Source organism: Gammaproteobacteria bacterium, from assembly GCA_029882975.1.
In the GTDB taxonomy this organism is placed as follows: Bacteria; Pseudomonadota; Gammaproteobacteria; order SZUA-152; family SZUA-152; genus JAJDNG01.
The window spans coordinates 51135-75233 of the sequence record JAOUJW010000017.1 but is presented as its reverse complement, the minus strand read 5'-3'; the positions used below and the strand labels follow the sequence as shown (position 1 = coordinate 75233).

Sequence of the window (24099 nt, the reverse complement as noted above, 5' to 3'; positions counted from 1 at the left end):
AAAGCAGACAGCGCTTAACAACACTATGAGTTAAACAAAAATTATGAAATACAGTGAAAATTGGTTACGAGAATGGGTGAATCCGGACGTTAGCACGGAACAGCTGTCGCATCAGCTTACCATGGCCGGATTGGAAGTGGATGCCGTGGAGCCGGTAGCGGCTGCCTTGGATAAGGTGGTGGTTGGGCGCGTGATCAGCCTGGAACCCCATCCCGATGCCAATAAATTAAAAGTATGTCAGGTCGACGTGGGTGCCGATGCGCTGCTGAACATTGTCTGTGGTGCTTCCAATGTTGAGCAAGATGGTCGCTATCCGGTTGCCACTGTGGGTGCGCAATTACCCGGTGGTATCAAAATCAAAAAGGCCAAACTGCGTGGCGTACCGTCCTTTGGTATGTTGTGTTCCGCTACCGAACTGGGCATGGCTGAACAGGCCGATGGCTTGTTACCTTTACCGGGGGATGCGCCGGTCGGCGAGGCAGTGAGTGAGTATTTACAGCTAAACGACAACAGCATTGAGTTGGGTTTAACACCCAACCGTGCCGATTGTTTGAGTATTCGCGGTGTCGCCCGGGAAGTCGGAGTGATTAATCGCAAAAGCGTCAATGCCCCCAAGATTGCAGAAACCGCAGCCAAACTAAAAGACGAACTTTCCATCGAACTTAAAGCGGCAGAGCAATGCCCACACTATGTTGGGCGAATAATTAAAGGCATTAACCCCAAAGCACAAACGCCCATGTGGATGCAGGAAAAACTGCGTCGAAGTGGCGTGCGCAGCATCAGTCCCGTAGTGGATGTGACCAACTATGTGTTGTTGGAATTGGGTCAACCCATGCATGCATTTGATTTGGATAAACTCTCCGGTGGTATTGTGGTGCGTATGGCCAAGAAGGGCGAAAAGATCACCTTGCTGGATGGCCAGGAAATTGAATTGGCTGCTGACAATTTGGTGATAGCGGATCACAAACAGGCCCAGGCCTTAGCCGGCATCATGGGTGGAAACGATTCGGCCGTAGATGAGAGCACTACCAATATCTTTCTGGAAAGCGCCTTTTTCAGCCCCGAGTACATGGCCGGGAAGGCGCGCCGTTTTGGATTGCACACCGATTCTTCTCATCGGTTTGAGCGCGGTGTGGATCCCCAATTACAAAAGCAGGCCGTGGATCGAGCCACGCAACTTTTGTTGGAGCTGGTAGGCGGTGAGGCGTCTGTGGTATCGGATGTGAGCAGTGAGAAGCATTTGCCGCAGCGTGTTCCCATTGAGCTGCGTGCTGAGCGTATTGCCAGAGTCTTGGGAGTTACCGTGGAAGCGCATACGGTAACCGATATCCTGCGACGTCTGGAAATGGAGGTCACTGTGACGGGCCACCAGTGGCACGTGACACCTCCCAGTTTTCGATTCGACATCGAGACCGAAATCGATCTCATTGAAGAAGTCGCTCGCATTTACGGTTATGCAGAAATCCCAAGTAGCTCCAGCAAAAGCGCCTCTCATGTGGGTAAAGAGTCGGAAAACCATCTTCCGCTGCGTCGTTTTCGCGACACTCTGGTAGCTCGTGGTTATCAGGAGGCTATCACCTACAGTTTTGTGGATCCTGATTTGCAAATCTTATTCGATAATAATGAAAATAAACTGGCGCTAACTAACCCGATCTCCGCCGAAATGTCGGAAATGCGTACAAGTTTGTGGCCGGGTTTGGTACAGGCCGCACTTTATAACATAAATCGTCAACAAGAGACTGTACGTTTGTTCGAATCTGGTCTAAGGTTTCTGAAGTCAAATGACGATATAAATCAAGAGGCTATACTGGCCGGTTTGCACTTTGGTAGTGCCTGGCCGGAACAGTGGGGTGAACAACAGCGATCCGTAGACTTTTTTGATGTGAAAAATACCACGGAAACCCTATTGAAATTGTCAGGTGAAGCAGATACATTTATTTATAGGCCAGACAAGCACTTAGCATTACACCCGGGGCAATGTGCCCGGATTGTAAAACCGACAGACTCAGGAGAAGAGACCGTTGGCTGGTTGGGGGCCCTTCACCCGGAACTCGCCAGAAAACTGGATTTGGCACAGCCCTTGTATTTGTTTGAGCTGCGTTTAGATTCAGTGAGTTATCGCCAAACACCGAAATTTTGCGAAATTTCCAAATTTCCGGCAATTCGGCGCGATTTGGCCATTGTTGTAGACGAAAAAATTCGTGAACAAGCAGTAAGTGACTGTATTAAAAGGGCAACACCGTCTATACTGAAAACTTTGAAGTTGTTTGACGTGTATAGCGGTGAGCGGATCGAAAGCGGTAAAAAGAGCCTGGCCTATGGCCTGGTGTTGCAGAATCAGGAAAGAACGCTCACGGATGAAGAGGTAGACTCGGTTTTATCGGAAATAATGTCTATACTAAACAAGGAATTGAACGCAACTCTTAGAGAATAAGTGAGAGGAATAATGGCGCTTACAAAAGCTGAGATGGCAGAGAAACTGTACGAGGAACTTGGCCTCAACAAACGCGAAGCCAAGGAAATAGTTGAGGCCTTTTTCGCTGAAATTAGCGAAGCCTTAGAGGGCGGGCGGCAAGTGAAACTGTCCGGATTCGGTAATTTCGATCTTCGTAATAAAAACGAACGTCCCGGACGTAATCCAAAAACGGGTGAAGAAATTCCTATCACGGCACGACGTGTAGTGACTTTTCGCCCTGGCCAGAAGTTAAAAGCTAGGGTCGAAGCGTATGCTGGAAGCAGCCAGCAATAACGAACTCCCAGTGATTCCCGGCAAACGCTACTTCACCATTGGTGAAGTCAGCGAGTTGTGTGGCGTTAAGCCGCATGTGCTGAGATACTGGGAGCAGGAATTTCCCCAACTTAAACCGGTAAAAAGACGCGGCAACCGACGCTATTACCAGCGTCACGACGTGATCATGATTCGTCAAATTCGTAGCCTGCTGTATGAACACGGCTTTACCATCGGTGGTGCCCGCCAGAAGCTCGAAGGCGGCGAAGCCAAGGAAGACGTCAACCACAGCAAGCAGGTCGTTCGCCAGCTCATCTGCGAATTGGAAGACCTGCAAGAAATCCTAAAACGGTAAAAACGTTCAAAAAATACCAATTTCCAATACCACAAAGGACGGTCTTCATGTAGAATACCGCCCTGTGTCAAAACGGGCCTTTTTTCCGAACTTCTTGTCAAAAGATCCCACCAGACACAAATCAGTCGGGGTGTAGCGCAGCCTGGTAGCGCACCACAATGGGGTTGTGGGGGTCGGAGGTTCAAATCCTCTCACCCCGACCAAACAAACAAAAACATCGGTTTATACCGGTGTTTTTTTTTGTTCGTTAGGTTGGACCTGAACCGACGAGGAGGTTCTAAGCCGAAGCACATGGATGTGCAAGTGTCGCGAGAAGGCAAGGATGCCAGAAGCGACCGAAGCACATGGATGTGCAAGTGTCGCGAGAAGGCAAGGATGCCAGAAGCGACCTCTCACCCCGACCAATATTCAAAAACCGGTTAAATACCGGTTTTTTTATGGGCGGGTGATTTGAAGTTACCCAACACACATGCACCATACACAGCCCCAGGGTAGGGCGGAATAGTCCGCGTATTCCGCCAAGCAGAAGTCAATATCTTCTCGTAAGTGGTTCAACACAACAGATCCACTAGTCCGCAAACACTCACACTGTTTCGAAATCAATTGCATTATAGAAGCTTTGGAAGCACTGCTTGAAAAATACGAAACCCAGCTCGCTGATGAGAATTTGGATGAAGACGATCGATCGGATATTACCAATGACCACGGTTACGCTAAGATCTTACTAAGCAACTACAAAGATAAGAGTGATGAAATGCGACTAGATCTATAATAAAAATACAACCAATTTGAAGCCTCTTTGATGGGGTACACATTCGCAAAAAGCTACATATTTGGTCCTGGCTTGACCGGTTTAAACATAAGTGATGCAATGACTAGTTATACACCAAACGAACTTGCCTGGATGCTTGCGGCCATTAAAGCCTATGTCAATGATATTTACCCTCGCTTGAGCGAAATCAGGGATCAAGTAGACAGGCTTGATGGCGATGAAGACGCCGATGGTGATGAATTAGACAATCTCAACGATCAGCAATATCGGTTAGATCAAAAAATTACCGCTTACAACGATTTGTTTCACTATCTCGAAAATGCATACGATAGTCAGTATCGCGCTGAATACAATAAAGAACCTCCACCAAAAATGACTTTATATGAGCAATAATATGGCGCAACTGGAACCCAAAACTTTGCTACGCGTTGAAGAGGCGCTTTCTTTCTACTTGGGTGAGTTGCAGAAACGAGCGGTTGTCGCAGCAGAGCAGGATGCGGCTCAAATACGAGATGACATCGATGAACTGAGTCGACTTTTGAAAAAGGTGACTGCTGATTATGATGAACAATCAAAAACTTAATACAAATCTCCCAACATGCATTTAGAATTCCCCCCCCCCAGTTTTTGATTCTTACGAGTTCAAAACCGAAGCTAAGGAAGCATGAAAAACTAATTAATCCAGTAGAGAAAGGAGCACTATACCAATCACAATACACACAACACTGGCTGCTATCAGTGAATATGAGTCCCGTTCATCGCTATTTCTTTGTTCTTCCACTTCCTCGCAATAACCTTTTTTGAGAGCCGATACCTTAGGGTTTCGTGGATCGAAATAGACATCGGTTTCACTATTGTCATGATAATTATTATTTATCAAGTATTGCTTTGCCTGCTCTTCTGAATCTTTATTCAACTGGAATAGGCCCGGTGCAAATGCTGCGCCTACGTAGGAATTACCGCTTACCGAAAAGCTATATTTGATTTTTATTGCGTAGTAAATATCATCATTCGTTTCATCCCCAGTTCTTGCGATTTCTTCTACAACGCTCGTTGTGACGATACGACCTTTTGCTTTCTCCCACGAGTAAGATAAGTCAACCTCTCGATCCAGTAAGGCTATTTTACTCCGGTAGTAAACTGCTCCGACCAATGAGCCAATAGAAGACAATATCATGAAAGTAAAGAAAATCGCCTTTGGATTCTGCTTGTCATTGTACGACAGTCTATAAGGAGGTGCACTGCTTGATATGGTTGGGGAGCTGGAAATTCTTGGTTCCTCACCGTTTGTAGAGCTAGAGCTATAACAATCAGCAGCAACAATGATTGTCGCAAGAAAAATGATAGCAAGCGCAGCTGTTGAATTTTTCAAATCTATGCCCTTTCACTGCTACAAAATAATCTTCGGATACAACAACGATACTTTCATGATACGACAAGGCAATATAGGGTAGGGTGGCATAGTCTCTCTCGGCTCCTTGCCTTTTGTGACACTTGTGCGTCCTGCACTTCGGCCCGCGTATTTCGCCGAGGAGGTTAAACTTCGCAATTGACTTGTATTTTGAACTTTGCGATTTTCCCTCTTATCAAATAAAAGCAAGCGGTAACTGACCCTATCCCTTGAAACCCGAAAGTTAGACTCCAAATACGGTATAGCAGAATGCTAGACATTCACAAAACAAAACTGTGGACTATGCCAAACAAATTTATATTCTCCAAAAAATATGACTTTTCTTTACTGGGTTTCGACAAACTGCATCCGTTTGACGGGAAAAAATACAGCAAAGCATGGAACCTATTACAAGCAGACTACGGATCGAATTTAAAATCAGAATTAAGAACAGAACTAAGAAGAGAGTTAAGCAAAGCCTTGATAGAACCCACGGAGCCCATTGCACCGGAGCAGCTGTTAAGCATCCATACGCAACAATACTTGGACTCGCTGTCATCCTCTAAAGTCATTGCCCAAGTATTGGAAGTGGGTGCCGTTAGCTATTTGCCTAACAAAATACTGCAAAACAGTTTTCTAAAACCGGCGCGATTAGCCGTTTCCGGCACCGTTGAAGCTGCCACGCAGGCTTTAACTCATGACTGCATTGCAGTGAATATCGGCGGTGGTTTTCACCACGCCTTTCCGGATCACGGAGAAGGGTTCAGCTTTTTCGCGGATGCCGCTTTAAGCATTGAACACTGCCGATCCAAAGGATTAATTTCCGCTACCGACAATATTCTCATGATTGACCTGGACGCACACCGGGGCAACGGATTTGAATTCATCTACGCCAAAGATCCCAGAGTCCACATGTTGGACATGTACAATTTTCAAGTATACCCAGGAATACATCCGGGAGAACCGAAAGATTTTCCTTATCTGATTCCCCTGAAAGCATACAGCAACACAGACCACTATCTAAACACTTTACAGCAGCACCTGCCTGAATTTCTAAACAGTGTCGAAAAACCCAAACTGGCTTTTTACAATGCCGGAACCGATATACTGGACCAAGACCCATTGGGCGGGCTGCGTGTTTCCTACGACGGTGTAGTGGAAAGAGACCAAACGGTTTTAAAAGCATTACACGACCGAAAAATCCCCACCGTCGTCATGACCAGTGGCGGCTATTCCAAAGATTCCTATAAATTGATCGCCGATATGTGTCGCTTTGTGGTGGGGCTGGATTCGTAAATCGTGTGTCGCAAACTGAGATCTGACGGTGATTTCGCTTTCAAATATAAAATTTCTATAACAAAGCCATAACGTTTCAATAACTTCGTGCATATTCGATTGTATTGAGGGAAGCAGATAACTACACTCTATACCCAACACCGATCTAACTAACTTGGAGAAAACATGAGTGTAAAATCAAAAGTAACCGGTGCCGCGCTTGCGATTGCTGCTGCCGGCCTATTCGGATGTGCAAGTACCACGACGATGGAAACATCGGCTGTATCAGAGAACATACATTGTTATGGTGTGAACAAGTGCAAAGGTCAAAATGACTGTAAAACGGCAAGTAATGAGTGCAAAGGACACGGGTCCTGCAAAGGCCAGGGTTTTGTATCCATGTCAGAGAAAGCCTGTGATCAATTGGGTGGTAAAGTGGGTGCCTAAGGGGGCTCCTTAAAAAAGGATCAAAAAGAAATTGGGGGTGTCGTTGTACTTTTGGCTTACCCCGGTTTCCTAATGTGGACTTTTAACTTTATGGGAATACCAAGCTTTCTAATTGAAACAAAGGAATAAATACCGGAAAACGTCCAAGCAAGGGTCTTGATTGAGCTATTTTGATATAATTAAGTAGAGATTACAATGGCATCCTCGCTAGCTAGCTAATGCCAAGAGCACATCGTCGTTTTATTCCCGAAAACCCACAGATCGAAAATAGGGCTCAGAGTTAATGGGCCCAGTTTTTGTGTTATACTAACGCCTGTTTTGTGTCACAGACTAAATGTCCTTTGAGTCTCGATTTGTACAAAAATAGTCCTGTTTCGGGGGTGGCTATGTTTTACCTGTATCGTTTTGGATTGACTGTGGTGGTATGTCTGTTCTTTATCGTTGCATGTGGGGGTGGATCAGATTCTGCGCAGGGGGAATCGGGTGGTCAACCCCTGGTCGTAACCGAAGTCAGTGAGGTCGAAATCCAAGAAAACAACATTGAAGTTTTGCAAGTCAATGTGTTAAATAGAGAAAATCAGAACCTTTCTTTTTCTCTCGACGGCTCGCTCCTGGATTCAAGACTATTTTCCATCGACTCAACGGGCTCATTAGTATTCAATATTGCCCCTGATTTTGAGAATCCACGTGATGAAAATTCCGACAACATTTATGAAACTCGGATTATTGTAAGCAATGCCAAACAATCTGTTTCCTTTGATTTGTCCATATCGGTTACGGATGCTGTCGTAAACGCTGCTGTAAATACGGCGCCCTTTGTTCTGAGTCCAAGTTCTATTGTGATTGAGGAAAATCAGTTACAAGTGGCTACTGTAATTGCTTCCGACAAAGAAGAACATCCCATATCCTTCTCTATTAGCGGTAGAGATAGTTCAGATTTCAATTTGGATGTAAATTCAGGAGCGTTGAGCTTCAAAGTCACGCCGAACTATGAATCACCAGTAGACGCAAATACAGATAATAAATACGAGCTTAGAATTACTGCCTCAGATGGAGCGCTGTCCACTACTGTAAGTATATCCGTAGAAGTCACGGATACAAATGACGCTCCCATTTTTCTTTCTTCAGATGTGGTGAGGGTTTACGAAAATACGACCAAAGTACAGCAGATAGAAGTGCTGGATGAGGATGGTGACACTTCATTTACCTATGCCATTACGGGTACAGATAGGTACAGATTTACGGTTTCAGATACCGGTTTATTGGAGTTAGCGAGCCCAAGGGCATACAATCGTTGGGATAGCTTATATGAGATTGTATTGACCGTTGATGATGGTGTGTCAAGCAGGGAGCAGATGTTAAGCGTTTATATTGTTCAGCATGCGTTACAACCCAATTTAAATTTTGGAGACATCAATCCGGAAAATCCCAGCCAAAGATTGGCTTTCACAGCACTGTCAAGCAATCCAACTGGTGCAGAGACTGTATTCGATATAGCGATAAGCGGTGACCAAAAACCAATTGTGGTGGGTAGTATTTGGAACGGAGTCGATTATGACGCCAGAATTTGGCGTTACACCGCAGAAGGGGTTTTGGATACGGACCTCGTTACTGGCTTCGGGCCCATTGATCCAGACGATAGCAGCAAAAGGCTTGGCTATAGCACTCACCGTAATGCGGCTGGGGGAGATGGTAATGATAGAGCCCGTGGGGTTGTTGTTACTGCTGATAACAAAATTGTAGTAGTGGGTTCTAGTCAATTGTCTAAATTCGACTATCGTGGCATCGTTTGGCGTTATACACAAAGCGGTGAGTTAGATGTTGAGTTTGGAGACCCGGATGCGAGTAATCCCGGACAGCGTAAAGGTTATGGGGTGATATTATTGTCCTCGGGGTTTCGCGATGTGGGATTGGCATTGGATGGAGGAATTATCGCCACCGGGCACAGCTCTGCGGATTTATTGGGTGGCACTGGATCAGCTATGAGTCTTTGGAAACTAACAGCAACTGGTGAACCGGATACCACATTTGGTTTGCTTTCTGACAATCCACCCGTAAGAACAGGACATACCCTATGGTTTTCCGGCGATGGTGAGGGAGTTTACGGTAGGTATCTTGCTCTGAAAACTAACGGCCAAATTGTTGTAGCAGGTACCACTGCAAATGATGATCCGATTGTTTGGGCATTCAATCAAGACGGTACACAGGCTAGTTTCGAGGGAAGGAGTTTAGCTACGATGGTTACTTCCCTAAGTGGAATGGCGATAGCGCCGGATGGTGGAATTATGATGTTGTCGAAATCGAAGTCGAACAGTGAACCGTTTGTAGATGAGCCAGTGTTGGTGCGTCTAACAGCAGGGGGGTATTTGGATCGTGACCTATATAGTGGTTTTGGACCAACCTTCGAATTCTTTGGGTTCACTTATCGAAGAGGACATAGCTACCCGATAAAGGGATCGACTAATGCTGATATTATAGTTACAGGTATAAGCGTATTACCCAACAATAAAACGCTGATCAGTGGATACGAGCGCATAAACTCTGAGCGTGTGGATAGTGTGGTCCTACGATACAACGAGGACGGTTTCCTGGAGGGACTTGATTATCACAACACCGGTATCACAACACCTGAGGAAGATTTTCCAAGAGCTATGTTGTTAACTGGTGATAGAGTGTTTGTAGCGGGAGAGAATTCAACAGCTCAGCAAGGTGGAAACAAAGTTTTTGTGAAGGGTTTTATAACTGCACCTTAACCAATGAAGAAAACCGGGGAAGTTTTTTGACCCCGGTTTTGGCGGAAGGACGTCAGTTGCCGTGCTAGGAGCGCCAACGTTGTACCACAGGTGCCGCCAGTTTAATGATGAACACCACGGCGCCCAATAATGCAGTGGTGGCAGCGACTTGTAAACTGGTGCCGAGGTAGCCGATGGACAGCAACACCAAGGCGAACCCGCTACCTAATACCCACCAACTGGCTTTGTGTCTGTTTTGTTCCGCAAGTTTTTCAGAGGGAAATTTGATTAAAAAGATGGCCAGCCAAATGAGCAAAACACCAATGATACTGACCCAAATACCAAGAGTTTTTCCTTCTACGGATGTGTAACGAATAGTGAAAAAGGCAGGCGTTTGTGATTTGTTGGCATAGAGTTTCGCAAACTCGAAACGAATACCCTGTGTTGGTACGTTTACCTTAAAAGCACCGGCTTGATTTTTGTTTGCCTGACCGCTTTGATGCATGGTCATGTCCCTGGGATTGGCTCTGGCGTTTCTTGCGATGATATCCATATTGGATTCCACATCAACATAGTCGGGGCCGAAGGGTACAAACACATTCCAATGGGTTTTGGTCACGACCATATCCGGCAGTGGCAGGTGTGTGCCTATGGAACCCATCATGCTGAGTTTGGATATGGGTGTTGCATAGACGATTTCCACTGGAAATCCACTGGTGGAATTGATCATTTTAATCAAAATGCCGTTACTGTCTTCGCTGGCACTGGCGGGTTTTTCCGCCTGGTTATCGACGAATACGGACCACACTTCGGATTCGGCCGGTAAACTCAAACGCAGGAACTGGCGTCGACTATTGCGAACCAGGTACTTGGCCGTGGTAACCACCAAGCCGTCGTTGGTAACCAGACTTTGGTATTCTGCGGTTTCTATGGATGCTTCCTGGACCAGTATTTCCTTATGCCGGGTGATTTTTAAACTCAATTCATAAGGTGGCTTGGCATGCACATATTTAAACGCCAGCAATATGGGGTTGGTGGTTTTTAAAACCAATTGTTGCGGTAGTTCATTAATATCAACTGTGGTGAGTTGCGTAAACTTGGACGTTTGTACTTCCACCGCGGTAAGGGCTTCCACGGCAAGACGTCCATGCTCCACCTCAGCGCCTTCAACACCCAGAGTGGGTACCGCCAATTCGTCTATTCCGTCTTTCATGATTTGCTCGTAATTCACTTCAAGACGAAACTGGCCTTCCATGGGCTGGGTAAACTCAATCTGTATAGTTTGTGCCGTGTCACCGGGTTTAACGTCATAAGAGCGCAGTGAAGGCCCGGCAACAGAGAGCAGGTTAACCCCCAATGGCAGGTTCAGAACCAGTTTGGCGGTGCTCCCGGACTTCACATCAAGTTGCACAGTGGCGTTCCCTTTTACCGTGACTTCGCCGATTGAAAATAGTGTATCTACTTGGGCATCAAATTTACCCTGTTTTCGTTCCGGGGCGACAGCTTGCACTAATAATTGCGGTTTGTCACTGGTGTATTTATACGTGTGTAGAATACCCATCTGAATACTGTTTTTAACAAAACCGGGTAACTGGTTTTCACCCACACGGGATATATTATTTTCCGTTATGGGTTTTAATGCCAGTTCCGTTCCGGCCAATAGTGCTACCATACCCCGTTGCCGGTGCATATCGGTCGCGTGGATAAGGGGCACGTGTATGGATTGCTCACCTTTGTTTTTCAACAAAGACTCATAGTTCACATCCAGTACAAACCGGCCCTTAACCGCACGATCCAGAAAAACCTGTATGCGTTTGCCCTTGGCGCCTTTATTGGGTTTTTCGGTCCAATCGGATACACCACCGGAGCCGGAGGATACTCGATTGACTTGCACCGTATTGGGAACATCAAAGGAGAAAGTCGTTGCTTCACCGTGGGTGACATTAAAATCCATCAGACTGTTGACGTGTAATACGCCTTCTTCGGCGTGAATCGCATGATAAATATTGGCGTTGGCACGTACTTTTACTCTTTGCTCTTCCGGGATGGCGTCTAACCAGGAAAAGCTGACATTGTCGCGCATTGGGATGTAGACGTTGGCGATGGTTTTATTGTTTTTGGTTTTGCTGTCCACGTGGGTTTCCGGTGTCACCGTGAGTTGCTTTTTACCGGGCAATGTCAGCTCAAAACGGGAGACCGGTACCCGGGGAATATTCAAAGTGGTGATCGGGGGACCTTGTTCCTGTTTTACCGAGGTTTGAAAAGAAGTTTGTATGCTGTATTTGCCACGACCTTTAATGATCACGGCAAAATAGCCGTCCTCTTCCAGTAATGTCGCTTGCTTTTTGTTAATGCGGGCACCACTTAGTGTGACATGGCTGGGCATGAGCTTGAGTTTAACGGATTCTCCCGAGAACACCTCCACATCAAAGTCGGTGGTCCAGGTAATCGCCGATTTTTTTAATTCTCCCTGATAAAAAGCCCGACTGATGGCGTAGTTCTGTTTTGATGGTATGCGCCAGGACACCAATACAGAGGACGTGGCGGGGATGCTGGCGGTAAACTTAGTACCGCCACCAAACGCCGTACTGCGACTGTCCGCGGATGGAATGATAGCCAAATCGGGTTTTTCACCAGGGAATAACAGCTCTAACTGGGTCGCTGCGGCACTGGGCACCGTTAATGGTAAAACATAGCCGTTCTCTGATCGCGACGCATCGATATGATAAACCAGTTTGAGCGCCGCCGTGCCCGCTTTTTTTGTTCCCCAAGAAAGCCATTGAGCGCCCTGGACCAGTTGCACCGCATGATTGTTAATAAGGGTTTCCGTCAATGCAGCGCCGTGAGGCAGTATAGGCACCAGGGTCCACTGGTCTTCAAAGGTTTTAATCTCGGCGGTCACCGTAACCGTGGCGGTGGTGTGTTCCCCCAGATCTTTGATACTCACCTTTACTTTGGCATTGCCAATGGCATAAGAAGCCGGAGCCGGTTGTGGTTTTTGACTGGCGGCTTCCACCAGCTGTTGATAAACCGCCAATGGTACCCGGACATCGCCGTTGTCGCTTGCCGGTGGCGTGCCAACGGGGCTCACGGATTTGGCCATAGCAGCTATGGGTAGCAACAGTAGGGCCAGTAGGAAAGTAATCAATACCTGTTTCATTGGGGTTCTCCACATCGGTTTATTCATGTTGGCTTACCGTTTTTCTCCAACCGCTGTACTCCAACGCGTCCAAGACAAAACGGCGTTGGTGGTTGTCGCTGTACAAGGGTGAATTCAGTACTACTATAAATTGGTCTAACAGTTGGATGTCGGCCAGGATCTCCGGATCGTTGTGCCAGCTGGACACCTGTAGGCGCAGCTCTTCGTAGAGCTCGCGCAGTTGGCGTAACTCTTCAGTGGCTAGGCTCAATTGCCCTAGAGATACCTGTGAACGGGCTTGTTTGATCGCGGCAGACAAACGGCTGGCTAGCAGGTTTTTGATCACTTTATATTGCATCGGGCCTCTGGCGGTATGGCCTTGTTTTAATCGCAGTTGGGCCTGAGCGTTACCGTTGCGCATATATAAGAGGTCTTTGTATTTTACGGAGACATCGGCGATATCACCGGGGCCGGAGGCCACAACGTCCAACAGAATGACATGGGAATCACCCGCGTAAAAATGGGGGATGACAATTTGAATACCGTCGTCATCTTTGCCTCGATCCGCCGTAATACCCAGGTTGCGGGATAACCGTTGATCAATACTTTGTTCGGCTTCACGCACTCTTTGCGCCCGTTGGCTCGACAGTTTTTCAGAATCGATCACTCTAATGAGTTTGACGTTTTTAGCCAGGCGAATTTTTAAACGCACGGCCCGGGCCACGGCGCGACTGGACGACAACAATTCTTTTTGTGCCGCTTGTTTGGCTGTTTCCAGATTGTTGACCAGCCAGCGATTGCCTTGACCGGCTAATACCAGTTTATCTACCTGCTCGAAATCGCGATTCAACGCAACCACACTTAAGGTAATCCCGGCCACCGCATTTTGGTGCACTTGTTGTTCTAAACGGTGCAGATTATCCCATTGTTGATTGTTGCTGATTAACAGAATGCGGCTTGACCCCAAAGTACTGCTGGGGTCGTCGTGCAAGCGCATAGACTCAGACGTTTGTGAAATCGCGTCCTTTAAGCTGAGATACTGAGGCGCGCCTTTTGTTTTTTCACTGTCAGGCAACTGATGTCGTGATCGCAGTTTTTCGAAGGCCAAATGAATCGGGCCGTGGCGAAAGTTGTTGGAATCGACCCACAGTCCACCGTGTTTGCCCGTAACGGTTATGGAGAAATGATCGCCGGGTTGTTTTAGCGATTTTAAGGTATCGATAAAAGCCCGAATTTGATTCCATTGGTCTTTACCGACTGAGTCTTTAAGATCCAGGATAATGCCGATATTCAAGGCGGAACGATGGCCGCTTAAGCGCTCACTCGCTTGAATTCCCACTTGCAAGCGCAAACGTGTGGGTTCGTCATTGATGGCTGCGTGGTCACTGTGTAGATACACCGCTAAAGCAGAGCGGCTGGGTGGATCAAAAGGTTGCATATACTGATGTGCCAATTGATCCATGGTGATGTTGCTACGCAGTAGTTGTTGTGCTTGTTGTCGGTCCCAGGCATTGAGGCGTTTGTGTAATAAACGCATGGCCGGATCACCGGGTATATAGGTATTGCGCCAGTAGCCCTGAGCGGATTGATAGCGGATGTTTTTCAGGGACTGCAGTTCGCTGAAGAATTGCTGGGCCTTTTGTCGAATGGGTGCGCTGATGTCAGAGAATTCCATCGTTTCCGGCAGCATGATTTCCTCGGGTTCCGCTAGTAAGCCTCTTTTGCTCTGATCAGCCATTTCCAGGCGGGCTATTTGCTCTGGAGCATCAATGGCTTTATCTCGCTCTGCGCTGTTAGCACGCTCTGGTCTCTGATTTCGTTTTTCACCATACAACCGGGATTTTGCCGGTTTTTTAACAGACTTTTGAAAACGTTGTTGTTCGTTTTTAATGGGGTCTCTCATGACCAAACCAGCCACTTGGCGACGACGGCCACTTTCGGCATTGAAGTCATCATGCAATTGCATTTCCTCTTCAGCGACCATAGCTGATTGCGGTGGTGGCGATAGCAGTTGCAAGGGCGCGGATGAATCTTTTCCCGAATCCGCTTGTCCAAAATCCTGTTTGCTGTTCAGGGCTGTCGATCGATTAGCTAATACGGGTTTACTCTCTGCCATGACTTCGTCTGCTTCTTCCCTATAGAACTCAGCGCCCTTTTGACTTAGGGCATCCGTAGCATCGGCTGTCGAGGTGCTTTCCAGGGTGTTGCTTAAGAGTTTTTTTGGTTTCGGTTTGGCTTTAAATTTTTTCAAAGCTTTATCTTCGCTGAAGCGTTGTTCCAATACCGTGCTTTCCCGGGCATATTGGTTTTTTTCTGCTTTTAATCGGGATTCTTTGTCGATTTCTTCGGCCCCGGCGGGTAGAGGGCTGTTTTGGCGTGAGTCCAAACCGGCCAGAGTTTCACCGGAAAGATCGACCGTTTGTCCATCGCTTGCACCGGTGCCCAGGCTATACATATCCGTGCTGGGTTTATACATAACCGTGGGTACAATCAAAAAAACCACAATGGCGAATGCGGCCGCCGCCGCATAAGCTGTTTTCGAAAACGGGCCAAGGGGAAACAACCACTTTCGATTGGGCTTGGGTTTGGGTTTGGGTTTGAATTTGGGTTTGGATTTGGCACTTTGGTCGCACGAGTTGATGACTTGTTGTAGCAGCTTTTTGGGGGCGGCATGTTCTTTCAAACTGGCCAGTTGCACATCCAGCGTTAATGAAGCGTAGCGGTAGGCGCTACAGGCTTCACATTGGTCGATGTGTTTGCGTAAATGGGGGGTGTCGTCCACCTGTTGCACCCCACTGGCATCCAAGGCCGCTTGAACCTCTGCGCAGCTAATCATGGCGTGTCTCCTTGGGGCAGTTGACCCTGTCGTTGCAACCAGGCCTGCGTCAGCGTTTTGCGGGCCCGGCTAAGCTGGGTTTTGACTGTATTTAAAGGCATGTCCAGAATGTCGGCCACATCCTGTTGCTGTAAGCCGTTTACCGTGGTGAGAATCAGTACTTCGGCCTGGCCGAATGGCAGCAGTTTGGGTATGGCCTGTTCCAGCCATTCCAACGCTTCGCATACCGCCAGTGTTTCATCCAGTTCCGGTTGCTGGGATTCAATGTCGGTTTCTGCCACTTCGTTGAACTTATGACTGCGAAAATAATTGCGCACCACATTGGCGCTGATGGTAAATAACCAGGGACGTAAGGGGCGATGGGGTTGATAGGTGTCGGCTGCACGATGGATGCGCATAAAAATTTCCTGAAACAAATCCTCTCTGGTTTGCCGGTTCAAACCACAACGCACCAAATAACTGAATATGGGTTGCTCATAGGTTCGCACCAGCTTCTCAAAAGCCTTTTTGTCACCTCTGACGTGGCGCGGTAGCCAGGAGCGCTGCTCAATTTCAAGCATCTGATCTGGCAAGGAATGCTCTTCAAATCCGCTCACTGACTTGTGGCTCCTGATGGTTTTAGTCGTCGTTTTTTCACAGTGTAGTCACAGTTTTTCTCACCGGTTTACTAGCTAATACACGGGTGACGGCAAAAGGTTTCAAAAGGGGTGCAATTTGCTTATAAAGCATTAATCACACCGACCTGCTTATAAACGCCGGAAGCGGGATTTGGGGTTAAATGGTAAGAAAATTGTTTAGGAATTGAGTTGTTATGGGTGATTTATTGATATAAAACAATGGGATGAAGAGCGGGGTAGGGGGTAGTATTTGGCTCAGGAGTGGGTTACCTGTAGGTATAAAGTTATTGGAGGCTCGCCATCTTTGCTAAAATTTGACGTGTATTACCACAATTTGATCACTTGATTGGGTTTTCAAGAAATCCACTTTCTCTTCTTTGCTGCAATAGGGAACCAATACGTTTTTCCGTTGAATTCGAATTCTTCCAATAAAATGGTTTCACCATGGGCATCTAATGGACCTGCATAATAATGAAGTCTAACTTCCGCCATATTTTTACTTCCGCGATACCTTATCCTCGTGGACCGTTTATACTTCGCTTTCTCTGGATACAGTTTTCTGATTACCAAATTAATTTGATCTTCTTTTTTGGCATGGCTTTCGTTGTCGTAAAAATACTGGACAAGTAATTTCACTAGCTCTAGATTCTTCGTGCATGCCATGTTTTTGAGCAAATTATTAAAAGAATCACGTAATTCCCAATCAGGCATTTTGTTGCTGTAAAATCTCCTTTCAAGAATATTTTTTGCGCTCAAAATGGATAAATCGGTCTCATAGATAATCGCATCCATGATCGCAAGTAAATGCATACTCCAAGATTTGTCGCGTTCGTACATTTGAATTCGTTTATCAATAGCGTCGCCACTTGATTTCCGCTGGCCCTTTATCCTTAACAATTTACATGGACTTTCGATCCATCTTTCTACTTCGTACGTGGCAACTTTTTGAGCTAATGATAATAGATCATCCTTGTCATTCTGCCGAGTAACTGGCCCAATTTTCTTGATCGCCTCACTCAAATACAGGTACACCGCATTACTTGGTTCCTTACGTAGACAATGTTCTAACTCATCGTACACCTTAATTTTGGGTCTATCATATATCTCTGGGCCTCTTTCCAAAATGAGACTGTTTACATAAAATAATGCTTTTTCTGTACTCCCAGATTTACATAAACTCTGAACCAATTTTGCAGTAACTTCGGTAGCCGTATGCGCACTTACGACTGCCAGGGTCCCTCGCCATCCGGTGTAGTTAGCCAAGTAGTACTCTGCTAGTGTCTCCGATTCATTTTTAGTCAGACCATGTTTAAAAGGTGCTCTATACAATGCTTGAGTAATAAGCTCATGGTTGTTTGGGTATTCCTCGATGGTAAGGATTGCCCGTTTATAATATAAGCGTGCATCCGCTGCTTTCGATTGCGTCATAATTTCTTCATTGTCTGCGAACGCTTCGGCATACTGCACCGTATCCCACCATTCCGGCTTAAGAAATTCCAAAGTATCGTAATTTATCAGGGTAGGAAATACACTAACAATGACAAAACATATCAAAGATAAGATGCGGGACCACATATTGCCCTCATTGGAGTAATTAAATTACTACGACTATAGTGCCCCTTACTAATAGCGTTTTCTGAAGAGGCGGATGTGATCACTAAGTCTAAGAGAGAAATTGTGAGAAAATTCTTTTGTTTCTTATACATTTATTTCTATCCAAGATCTATGACTGTTTAAATTATCTGTTAAGCCATCATGTAAATAAAGAGTAAAATGATGAGACGATTATCAGGAGCCTATAACATAAGAAATTTCTATCTAGCCGGTACTATGCTGTAGGAAATGCGCCATTCATACCCTTTAATTATCAAGTAGTTAATGCGAATAGTGAAACCATATCAAGAGGCGAGTTGCAAAGGGGTTGTACATATTTCGTTCAACTTAGATAGCAATCGTTCCAACTGGAGATGACTAGTCTGGGACTTCAGCTTCCATCACACCAAGGACGTGGGCGTCTGTATTATTTGTTTATCATTGTCAATTTAAGACCTTTCAATTGTGTAAAACGTAACCGAGGCAGAAATGGAACTAGAGAGCTTTTCAGCCGCCTGGGATGCGAAATACCCCGCTATAGCCAAGTCATGGCGAGAACACTGGCCTAACCTAATTGCCTTGTACGATTATCCTGAGGAAATACGGAAAATCATCTATACGACAAACGCCATTGAGTCGCTCAATAGCGTGATTCGCAAGGCGACAAAAAATCGGTAAATCTTCCCTCATGATAACTCGGCTATGAGAGTTGTATACTTGGCTATACGCTTGTAGTGTAACGATATCTTCACTACGACTCTTATTACGTTTCAGCTCCTCGGTAATCCTCCTATTTTTAACAGAGGCGGATTCAACCGGTCACTGCAACACTGCTTCCAGTCTATCAGCTGGCGTTACAGATCCTAGTGTTTTTCTTGGGCGGTTGTTTAGTTTCGCTGCTATTTTGTTTAACTCCCCGATAGCGTAAAAATATTTGTGTGCTACTATATTTAGTATTCATGCAAACCCGGAACGTCTGGGATGGTTAAACCATCTGGTAATTATAGGGCACTCACAAGGTGTATACTTTCAGTCCTGCTGCTAATTTTATTAAGCGGTTGCGCCACAGATATCGTTCAAAAAAAGATTGATAATGCGTACGGTTATGAGATCAAAGAAACAGATATGGTTTCAATTAAAAAAGACCAGTTAATTATGTGTGTTGGTCTTAACTATCCACACTCATACGGCATCGTATTGACTGTGACTGCTCCAATTGATACAAGACAGCGCAATGGACAAACTGTGACGCTGGACAAATTGCCAATATACAAGCTAGACCAAGATCGCTTTATGATCATAAAACAAAGCGCCCCTTGCGAATATATCTCGGGTGCAATGCCAGTCGAGGTGTATCAAGGTGTTTACTACACCAGATTTAACAAACTGATTGTCACTAAGACAAAATATAGTTTCAACACCGAAATACCTGTCCTTTTGTTAATTTCTTTGGACGACACATTGTCCATAAAAAACTCCGGCGATACCAATCATCATGATTTCAAGGACGATAATGGCGTTTTCTACAAGCAAAATATACAACCGTTTTTAGATGACGTCGATGGCCTGGGAAGCATACTAGTCTATCTACCACACGGGTTTGATTTGGAAAATAATTACGGTTATGTAGTGCCACACTACGAAAAGAACTATCCATCTTTGATTTTGTGGTCTGTCCTAATCCCATTTGCATTCGTTTTTGATGTGGTAACTCTTCCATTTCAGGCGATATATTTCAGTCGACATTAGCGGTTAGATCATGGTTCCCAGGTTTGTGCCAACGACACTACCTTGTGGTTTTTGGCTAAGCGTCCAGGAGTATTCTAGGAACTCGTCGTCCTGATCGGCGCTGCTGCTGCCGTCAAGCGTAATCGTTTGCCCAACTTCAATCGTGTCGTTATCAGCAGTAAATCCCGCTATCGGAGGATAATTGACCTGGTTTTGATTTTGGTTGCCTCCATCATTACCTCCACCGCCGCCATCGCAGGCTGCGATAGACGCAATGATTATGAATAACGATAGATAACGAACCCCCTGAGCCATAGACGTGAACATGATTCTACTTCCAATCAATTTATTATTTTGTTGTTTATTATTCTTGCGGGCTGCCATAGCCGAAGTATTTTGATCTATTATGAGCCGTAGGGAGAATGTGGTCAATAAAAACACATCGACGACGCTTGGACGGAAAGTAATTTCCCAGTACCATTAATCACACCGACCTGCTTATAAACGCCGGCAGCGGGATTTGGGGGTAAATTGTAAGAAAATTGTTTAGGAGTTGAGTTGTTATGGGTGATTTGTTGATATAAAACAATGAGATAATAGTTTGACTGGGGTGGGTGGCATTTGGTAAAGGAGGTGGTTATCGAGTTAAGGAGGGTATTGGGGACTTGTCACCACAGCTTAATTCGTAAGCGATAAAGTCATATGATAAACAACAATTCGTAGGGCCTGTTGTCAGCCAATTTTAGACTCTTAAAAATATCGAATATTTTCATGCGCGAATGAGTAAGAAATGACTGACTTGATTTACTCGTTATACTTTTCGACAGATCGGACATTTTGCAGATTCATATTAAAATTTGTGAATTTCTCAAGAACAAACGTCTAATTGCCGGATTGCTATTTGACAACCTAATTTCAGCAAGAAAAATCTGCTTTCATAATCAGGTGCGTGGCGATGAGTGTTTATAGTAAAGAAGTTTTCATATAGAATATCCTGGTATCCGTCCTAAACTTGGGGTCCACCTCAGTTTCACTTTTTTGAGTCTAGTTAATCAGATCAATCATCGGAGTGTACTTTAATGTTACGCCTGTTTTGTACAATATCTGTTCTATCCATCATCCTTTTGAGTGGTTGCGGGGGTGGCGGCGGTGATACCGAACCCACCGTACCAAATTCCAATAATTCGCCGGAAATAACCAAGGTCAGCATCATTGAGGTTCAGGAAAACACCATCGAGGTAATGAAGGTTAATGTAGGCAGCAACGAGCAAACTCTCTCCTTTTCCCTGGACAATACACTTGCGGATTCCGCCCTACTTACAATAAATTCAGCGGGAGTATTGCAGTTTAGAAGTGCGCCGGATTTTGAAAATGCACTAGATGAAAATGCAGACAATATTTATGAAACCCGTATCAGTGTTAGTAATGACAGCCAGTCGACAACTTTTGATCTGAGCATAGTGGTTATCGATGTCCCTCCTGATACGCCTGCCAACAGTGCGCCGGTGATTTTGAACGGCAACCGCTTAAAAGTGGCAGAAAACACTACCCAAGTGGTAAACATTATCGCTACCGATAAAGAGGAAGAGGCCATAACTATTACAATTGGCGGTAGTGACGAAGCAGATTTTGATATATCAAGTGAAGGCGTGTTGTCTTTTGCAGTCCCGCCAAATTATGAGTCACCCAGGGACAGTAATAACGATAACATCTATGAAATAAGTATTTCCGTCAGTGACGGTTCACTTTCCTCAACCAATAATATATTTGTTGAAGTGCTGGACGAGAATGATGCCCCGACTATCGTTTCTCGTAATGAGGTTAACACCTACGAGAACAACACCTTTGTGCAGCAAATAGACGTTGTTGATGAAGATGGAGATATTACGCTCAGCTATCAGGTTAGCGGCGCAGACAGAAATTTGTTCACTGTTTCGAACACTGGTGTACTGCGGTTTATTGATGCGCCATCGTATGATGATACGCATGTAAACAATACCTTTAATATCACGTTAACCGTCGATGATGGGGGACTTTCCAGCGAACAAGCGCTTCGTGTTCATCTGATAAAACACATCGTTATACCCGATACCAGTTTTGGTGAAGTTGACTCTATCAACCTCAATCAACGGCTAGGATATACCAACTCAAATATTCAAAGTATGGACAGGATTGAAGATTCTGCACTGACTAATGACAAGAAGCTGGTTGTTGTGGGGGGCAATCGGGAAGGGGGCATAAATTATGTTGATTTAATAATCTGGCGCTACACTTCCGATGGTCTATTGGATACCGACCTGGAGACAGGTTTTGGTCCTGTCGATCCCAACAACAGTAACAAACGGCTGGGTTACAGCACTGGCCACAATACAGTGAATGGAGGCGGGTGGGAGCAGGTAAAGGCGGTTGACATCACCAGTGATAACAAAATTGTTATAGTGGGTTACATAAAATCAGCTTCTGGCGCTCGCAGAAGTGCTGTTTGGCGTTTCACTGCCGACGGCTTTCTCGATACCGGATTTGGCGACGTGGATAGAAACAATGTAGGACAACGTTTGGGTTATACCTTACTTCCCTATGGGAGTAACGCAGATAGATTAAATGATGTCATATTGACGGGGGATGACAGTATTCTGGCAACCGGGACACGTGGTCTTCGACCAACCATTGGCAGCAGCGTCGATGATATGATCCTTTGGAAACTTACGCCAATAGGTGAGCCGGACACCACTTTCGGACTTACGGATCCTGATGATCCTACAATACGGCGAGGTTATGTAGTTCGAAATGGGTTGGGTAGAAATATCAATGAGCCAGAAGTCTATGACACAGGATCTTTCATAGAGCTTACCGACACGGGTAACATCATTGTATTAGGAGGAACTGGAGGAAGTGGTCTGATTGTTTGGCACTACTCTTCTTCGGGGGCTCGTGGCGCCACTTACTTGCTTCGTGACAAGTTACACTACAGTAGCGCCCGTTCTTTTACGCTCAGTAACGCTATAGGAATGAAAAAAACACCGGACAACAAAATATTAATTTTAGCGCGTATGCGTCCCTATTCAGGAAACATCCCGACTCGTGAAATACTGATTCGACTCACCGCGGAAGGGGCATTGGATGATTCTCCTTCTACCGGTTTCGGCCCGGTTGATCCTGATATCAATAATATCCATAGCTTGCGAATGGGTTATAATGACCAGTTACTGGATTCGAGCGGTATTACTACGGTTGCCGCTGATCTTGCCGTTTTACCGGATAACAAGATTATTGTCGCGGCTTACGGTAACTATCAGTCAGAAAACCGCAGCGATACTATGTTACTTCGATACAGTGAAAACGGCTTTCTGGAAGGATATGATTATCATCGCATGCAAGCCAATACCCCTGAAGAGTTTACCAGCGCACTGGTTCTGGATAACGACAGAATTATAATTACGGGAAGAGCTCAGTATATTGCCGGTCAGCCGTATATTAACAAAATCTTTGTGAAGAGTTTTGTTCAAATACCATAAGGACTACAAGATTAAGAGATTAAGATTTCGTACTTGAGTAAAGTAAAAACAAAGCGGTTAGGAGTAGGTTTGTGCGGTTTTTTTTGGCCCCGGTTTTTTAACGACGGTATTTTTGATAAATATCACGCACCCACGAGTATACCGCATGGTTTTGCAACTCTTGGCAGAATGCCTCAATTTCCGCCGGCAATTGCACGCTTGTATCGTAGCTGTCCGGTCGTACTAAGGGTGCCAGTAGTGCGCACACACTAAGGTCGGCCCGGCTAAACTGATCACCGGTCAAATACTTTCTATCGCGCAAATGCTCAGCGAGTTCTCCCATTGCTTTTTCAATGGTGGTGCGACTGACCTTTGCGGTATCTTCATTTATCTTGTAGCCCTTGCGTACTAGCTGTTGAACTTTGCGAAAAGTTAGAGTGTAAAACAATTTACCGTACCAAGGTCCACCTCGTGTCCAGCGCTGAATAACCAGCGGAGGATGTTGCAGCAGGTAGTGATAAAAATAACAACGCAACGGTTCACCAATAATTCTGGAGGCATAATGCTCCCACTCTCGCGCTTCTTCAGCCAGCTTGGTGTCGGAGGGGGTTAGGGGATTGACCGGTATATTGGCATCGAGATAGTCGATGATTTTGTCTGAGTACTGAATATGGGCGTTATTAATGGACAATACGGGCACAGCAGTATCCGACGCAAAACGCAGTATCGGTTTACGGTGCAGGCCCGGCAGCAGGTTTTTTATCTGATAATCAATATCCTTAAAGTCCAATGCCCAACGTGCTTTCTCACAATAATGGGAAATGCTGAATTGATACAGTACGGGTTTATTGTTCATAAGATGTAATCTTGACTTCGATATGATTACTATACCATTTTTGTGAAATTAATACCTGTCGAGCAGAATTGGTTCTACCCACGAATAGTGGAGACTTTTTCAAAATTCCTAATACGACATGGTTACACGATGTATTC

17 protein-coding genes, 1 tRNA gene and 1 pseudogene are annotated in these 24099 nt (G+C 45.5%); 12 read left to right on the top strand and 7 right to left on the bottom strand.

Annotated features, from left to right (window positions below; all coding sequences use genetic code 11):
- Positions 1 to 43: 43 nt before the first annotated feature.
- The 6 genes from pheT (at position 44) to OEY58_13495 (ending at position 4438) form a co-directional block, all read left to right on the top strand.
- Positions 44 to 2434 (top strand): phenylalanine--tRNA ligase subunit beta, encoded by a 2391-nt coding sequence (gene pheT / locus OEY58_13520; GenBank protein MDH5326473.1) that lies wholly within the window; start codon positions 44 to 46, stop codon positions 2432 to 2434.
- 9 nt (positions 2435 to 2443) lie between these two features.
- On the top strand, positions 2444 to 2749 hold the full coding sequence (gene ihfA, locus OEY58_13515) for an integration host factor subunit alpha (GenBank protein MDH5326472.1): 306 nt from the start codon (positions 2444 to 2446) through the stop codon (positions 2747 to 2749).
- Complete coding sequence (locus tag OEY58_13510) at positions 2727 to 3083, top strand: MerR family transcriptional regulator (GenBank protein ID MDH5326471.1); 357 nt, start codon at positions 2727 to 2729, stop codon at positions 3081 to 3083. The genes ihfA and OEY58_13510 overlap by 23 nt, the downstream gene beginning before the upstream one ends.
- Before the next feature lie 126 nt (positions 3084 to 3209).
- A tRNA-Pro gene (locus OEY58_13505) sits at positions 3210 to 3286 on the top strand.
- 668 nt (positions 3287 to 3954) lie between these two features.
- On the top strand, positions 3955 to 4248 hold the full coding sequence (locus OEY58_13500) for a hypothetical protein (protein ID MDH5326470.1): 294 nt from the start codon (positions 3955 to 3957) through the stop codon (positions 4246 to 4248).
- Positions 4238 to 4438, top strand: a complete 201-nt coding sequence (locus OEY58_13495) for a hypothetical protein (protein ID MDH5326469.1) — start codon at positions 4238 to 4240, stop codon at positions 4436 to 4438. The genes OEY58_13500 and OEY58_13495 overlap by 11 nt, the downstream gene beginning before the upstream one ends.
- A gap of 93 nt (positions 4439 to 4531) precedes the next feature.
- Here the strand turns inward: OEY58_13495 and OEY58_13490 are convergent, their stop codons facing one another.
- Complete coding sequence (locus tag OEY58_13490) at positions 4532 to 5227, bottom strand: DUF3592 domain-containing protein (GenBank protein ID MDH5326468.1); 696 nt, start codon at positions 5225 to 5227, stop codon at positions 4532 to 4534.
- A 321-nt stretch (positions 5228 to 5548) separates the two neighbouring features.
- On the opposite strand from OEY58_13490, the gene OEY58_13485 reads away from it, so the two are divergent.
- From OEY58_13485 to OEY58_13475, 3 genes are all read left to right on the top strand, one after another.
- On the top strand, positions 5549 to 6541 hold the full coding sequence (locus tag OEY58_13485; protein ID MDH5326467.1) for a histone deacetylase: 993 nt from the start codon (positions 5549 to 5551) through the stop codon (positions 6539 to 6541).
- Positions 6542 to 6706: 165 nt separating this feature from the next.
- The gene (locus OEY58_13480; GenBank protein MDH5326466.1) at positions 6707 to 6967 is read left to right on the top strand and encodes a hypothetical protein; all 261 of its coding nucleotides are present in this window, start codon (positions 6707 to 6709) and stop codon (positions 6965 to 6967) included.
- Positions 6968 to 7353: 386 nt separating this feature from the next.
- A complete protein-coding gene (locus OEY58_13475) occupies positions 7354 to 9720 on the top strand; it encodes a hypothetical protein (GenBank protein ID MDH5326465.1) in 2367 nt (788 codons plus the stop codon).
- A 64-nt stretch (positions 9721 to 9784) separates the two neighbouring features.
- Here the strand turns inward: OEY58_13475 and OEY58_13470 are convergent, their stop codons facing one another.
- The 4 genes from OEY58_13470 to OEY58_13455 form a co-directional block, all read right to left on the bottom strand.
- Positions 9785 to 12859, bottom strand: coding sequence for a hypothetical protein (locus tag OEY58_13470; protein MDH5326464.1), 3075 nt, complete (start codon positions 12857 to 12859; stop codon positions 9785 to 9787).
- A 19-nt stretch (positions 12860 to 12878) separates the two neighbouring features.
- On the bottom strand, positions 12879 to 15674 hold the full coding sequence (locus tag OEY58_13465) for a hypothetical protein (protein ID MDH5326463.1): 2796 nt from the start codon (positions 15672 to 15674) through the stop codon (positions 12879 to 12881).
- Positions 15671 to 16270 (bottom strand): RNA polymerase sigma factor, encoded by a 600-nt coding sequence (locus OEY58_13460; protein ID MDH5326462.1) that lies wholly within the window; start codon positions 16268 to 16270, stop codon positions 15671 to 15673. Before OEY58_13460 ends, OEY58_13465 begins: the two co-directional genes overlap by 4 nt.
- A 375-nt stretch (positions 16271 to 16645) precedes the next feature.
- Positions 16646 to 17758, bottom strand: coding sequence for a hypothetical protein (locus tag OEY58_13455; protein MDH5326461.1), 1113 nt, complete (start codon positions 17756 to 17758; stop codon positions 16646 to 16648).
- Positions 17759 to 18361: 603 nt separating this feature from the next.
- Between OEY58_13455 and OEY58_13450 the strand changes: the two are divergent.
- Together OEY58_13450 and OEY58_13445 are read left to right on the top strand one after the other, a co-directional pair.
- Positions 18362 to 18559 (top strand): annotated as a pseudogene (locus OEY58_13450) (transposase).
- A 306-nt stretch (positions 18560 to 18865) separates the two neighbouring features.
- Entirely contained in the window at positions 18866 to 19633 is a 768-nt protein-coding gene (locus OEY58_13445; GenBank protein MDH5326460.1) for a hypothetical protein, read from the top strand.
- Between the two features lie 3 nt (positions 19634 to 19636).
- Here the strand turns inward: OEY58_13445 and OEY58_13440 are convergent, their stop codons facing one another.
- Positions 19637 to 19939 (bottom strand): PKD domain-containing protein, encoded by a 303-nt coding sequence (locus OEY58_13440; GenBank protein MDH5326459.1) that lies wholly within the window; start codon positions 19937 to 19939, stop codon positions 19637 to 19639.
- A 752-nt stretch (positions 19940 to 20691) separates the two neighbouring features.
- Here OEY58_13440 and OEY58_13435 point away from each other — a divergent pair.
- Positions 20692 to 23127: a hypothetical protein gene (locus OEY58_13435; protein ID MDH5326458.1), complete on the top strand. Its 2436-nt coding sequence runs from the start codon at positions 20692 to 20694 to the stop codon at positions 23125 to 23127.
- A 97-nt stretch (positions 23128 to 23224) separates the two neighbouring features.
- On the opposite strand, the gene OEY58_13430 is transcribed toward OEY58_13435, so the two are convergent.
- Entirely contained in the window at positions 23225 to 23962 is a 738-nt protein-coding gene (locus OEY58_13430) for a glutathione S-transferase family protein (GenBank protein MDH5326457.1), read from the bottom strand.
- Between the last annotated feature and the right edge of the window lie 137 nt (positions 23963 to 24099).

Coding starts and splice junctions, on each gene's coding strand:
- OEY58_13495 (MDH5326469.1), top strand. CDS start 4,238: ATGAGCAATAATATGGCGCAACTGGAACCCAAAACTTTGCTACGCGTT.
- OEY58_13475 (MDH5326465.1), top strand. CDS start 7,354: ATGTTTTACCTGTATCGTTTTGGATTGACTGTGGTGGTATGTCTGTTC.
- OEY58_13470 (MDH5326464.1), bottom strand. CDS start 12,859: ATGAAACAGGTATTGATTACTTTCCTACTGGCCCTACTGTTGCTACCC.
- OEY58_13440 (MDH5326459.1), bottom strand. CDS start 19,939: ATGTTCACGTCTATGGCTCAGGGGGTTCGTTATCTATCGTTATTCATA.
- OEY58_13500 (MDH5326470.1), top strand. CDS start 3,955: ATGACTAGTTATACACCAAACGAACTTGCCTGGATGCTTGCGGCCATT.
- OEY58_13465 (MDH5326463.1), bottom strand. CDS start 15,674: ATGATTAGCTGCGCAGAGGTTCAAGCGGCCTTGGATGCCAGTGGGGTG.
- OEY58_13435 (MDH5326458.1), top strand. CDS start 20,692: ATGTTACGCCTGTTTTGTACAATATCTGTTCTATCCATCATCCTTTTG.
- OEY58_13485 (MDH5326467.1), top strand. CDS start 5,549: ATGCCAAACAAATTTATATTCTCCAAAAAATATGACTTTTCTTTACTG.
- pheT (MDH5326473.1), top strand. CDS start 44: ATGAAATACAGTGAAAATTGGTTACGAGAATGGGTGAATCCGGACGTT.
- OEY58_13510 (MDH5326471.1), top strand. CDS start 2,727: ATGCTGGAAGCAGCCAGCAATAACGAACTCCCAGTGATTCCCGGCAAA.
- OEY58_13445 (MDH5326460.1), top strand. CDS start 18,866: ATGGTTAAACCATCTGGTAATTATAGGGCACTCACAAGGTGTATACTT.
- OEY58_13430 (MDH5326457.1), bottom strand. CDS start 23,962: ATGAACAATAAACCCGTACTGTATCAATTCAGCATTTCCCATTATTGT.
- OEY58_13480 (MDH5326466.1), top strand. CDS start 6,707: ATGAGTGTAAAATCAAAAGTAACCGGTGCCGCGCTTGCGATTGCTGCT.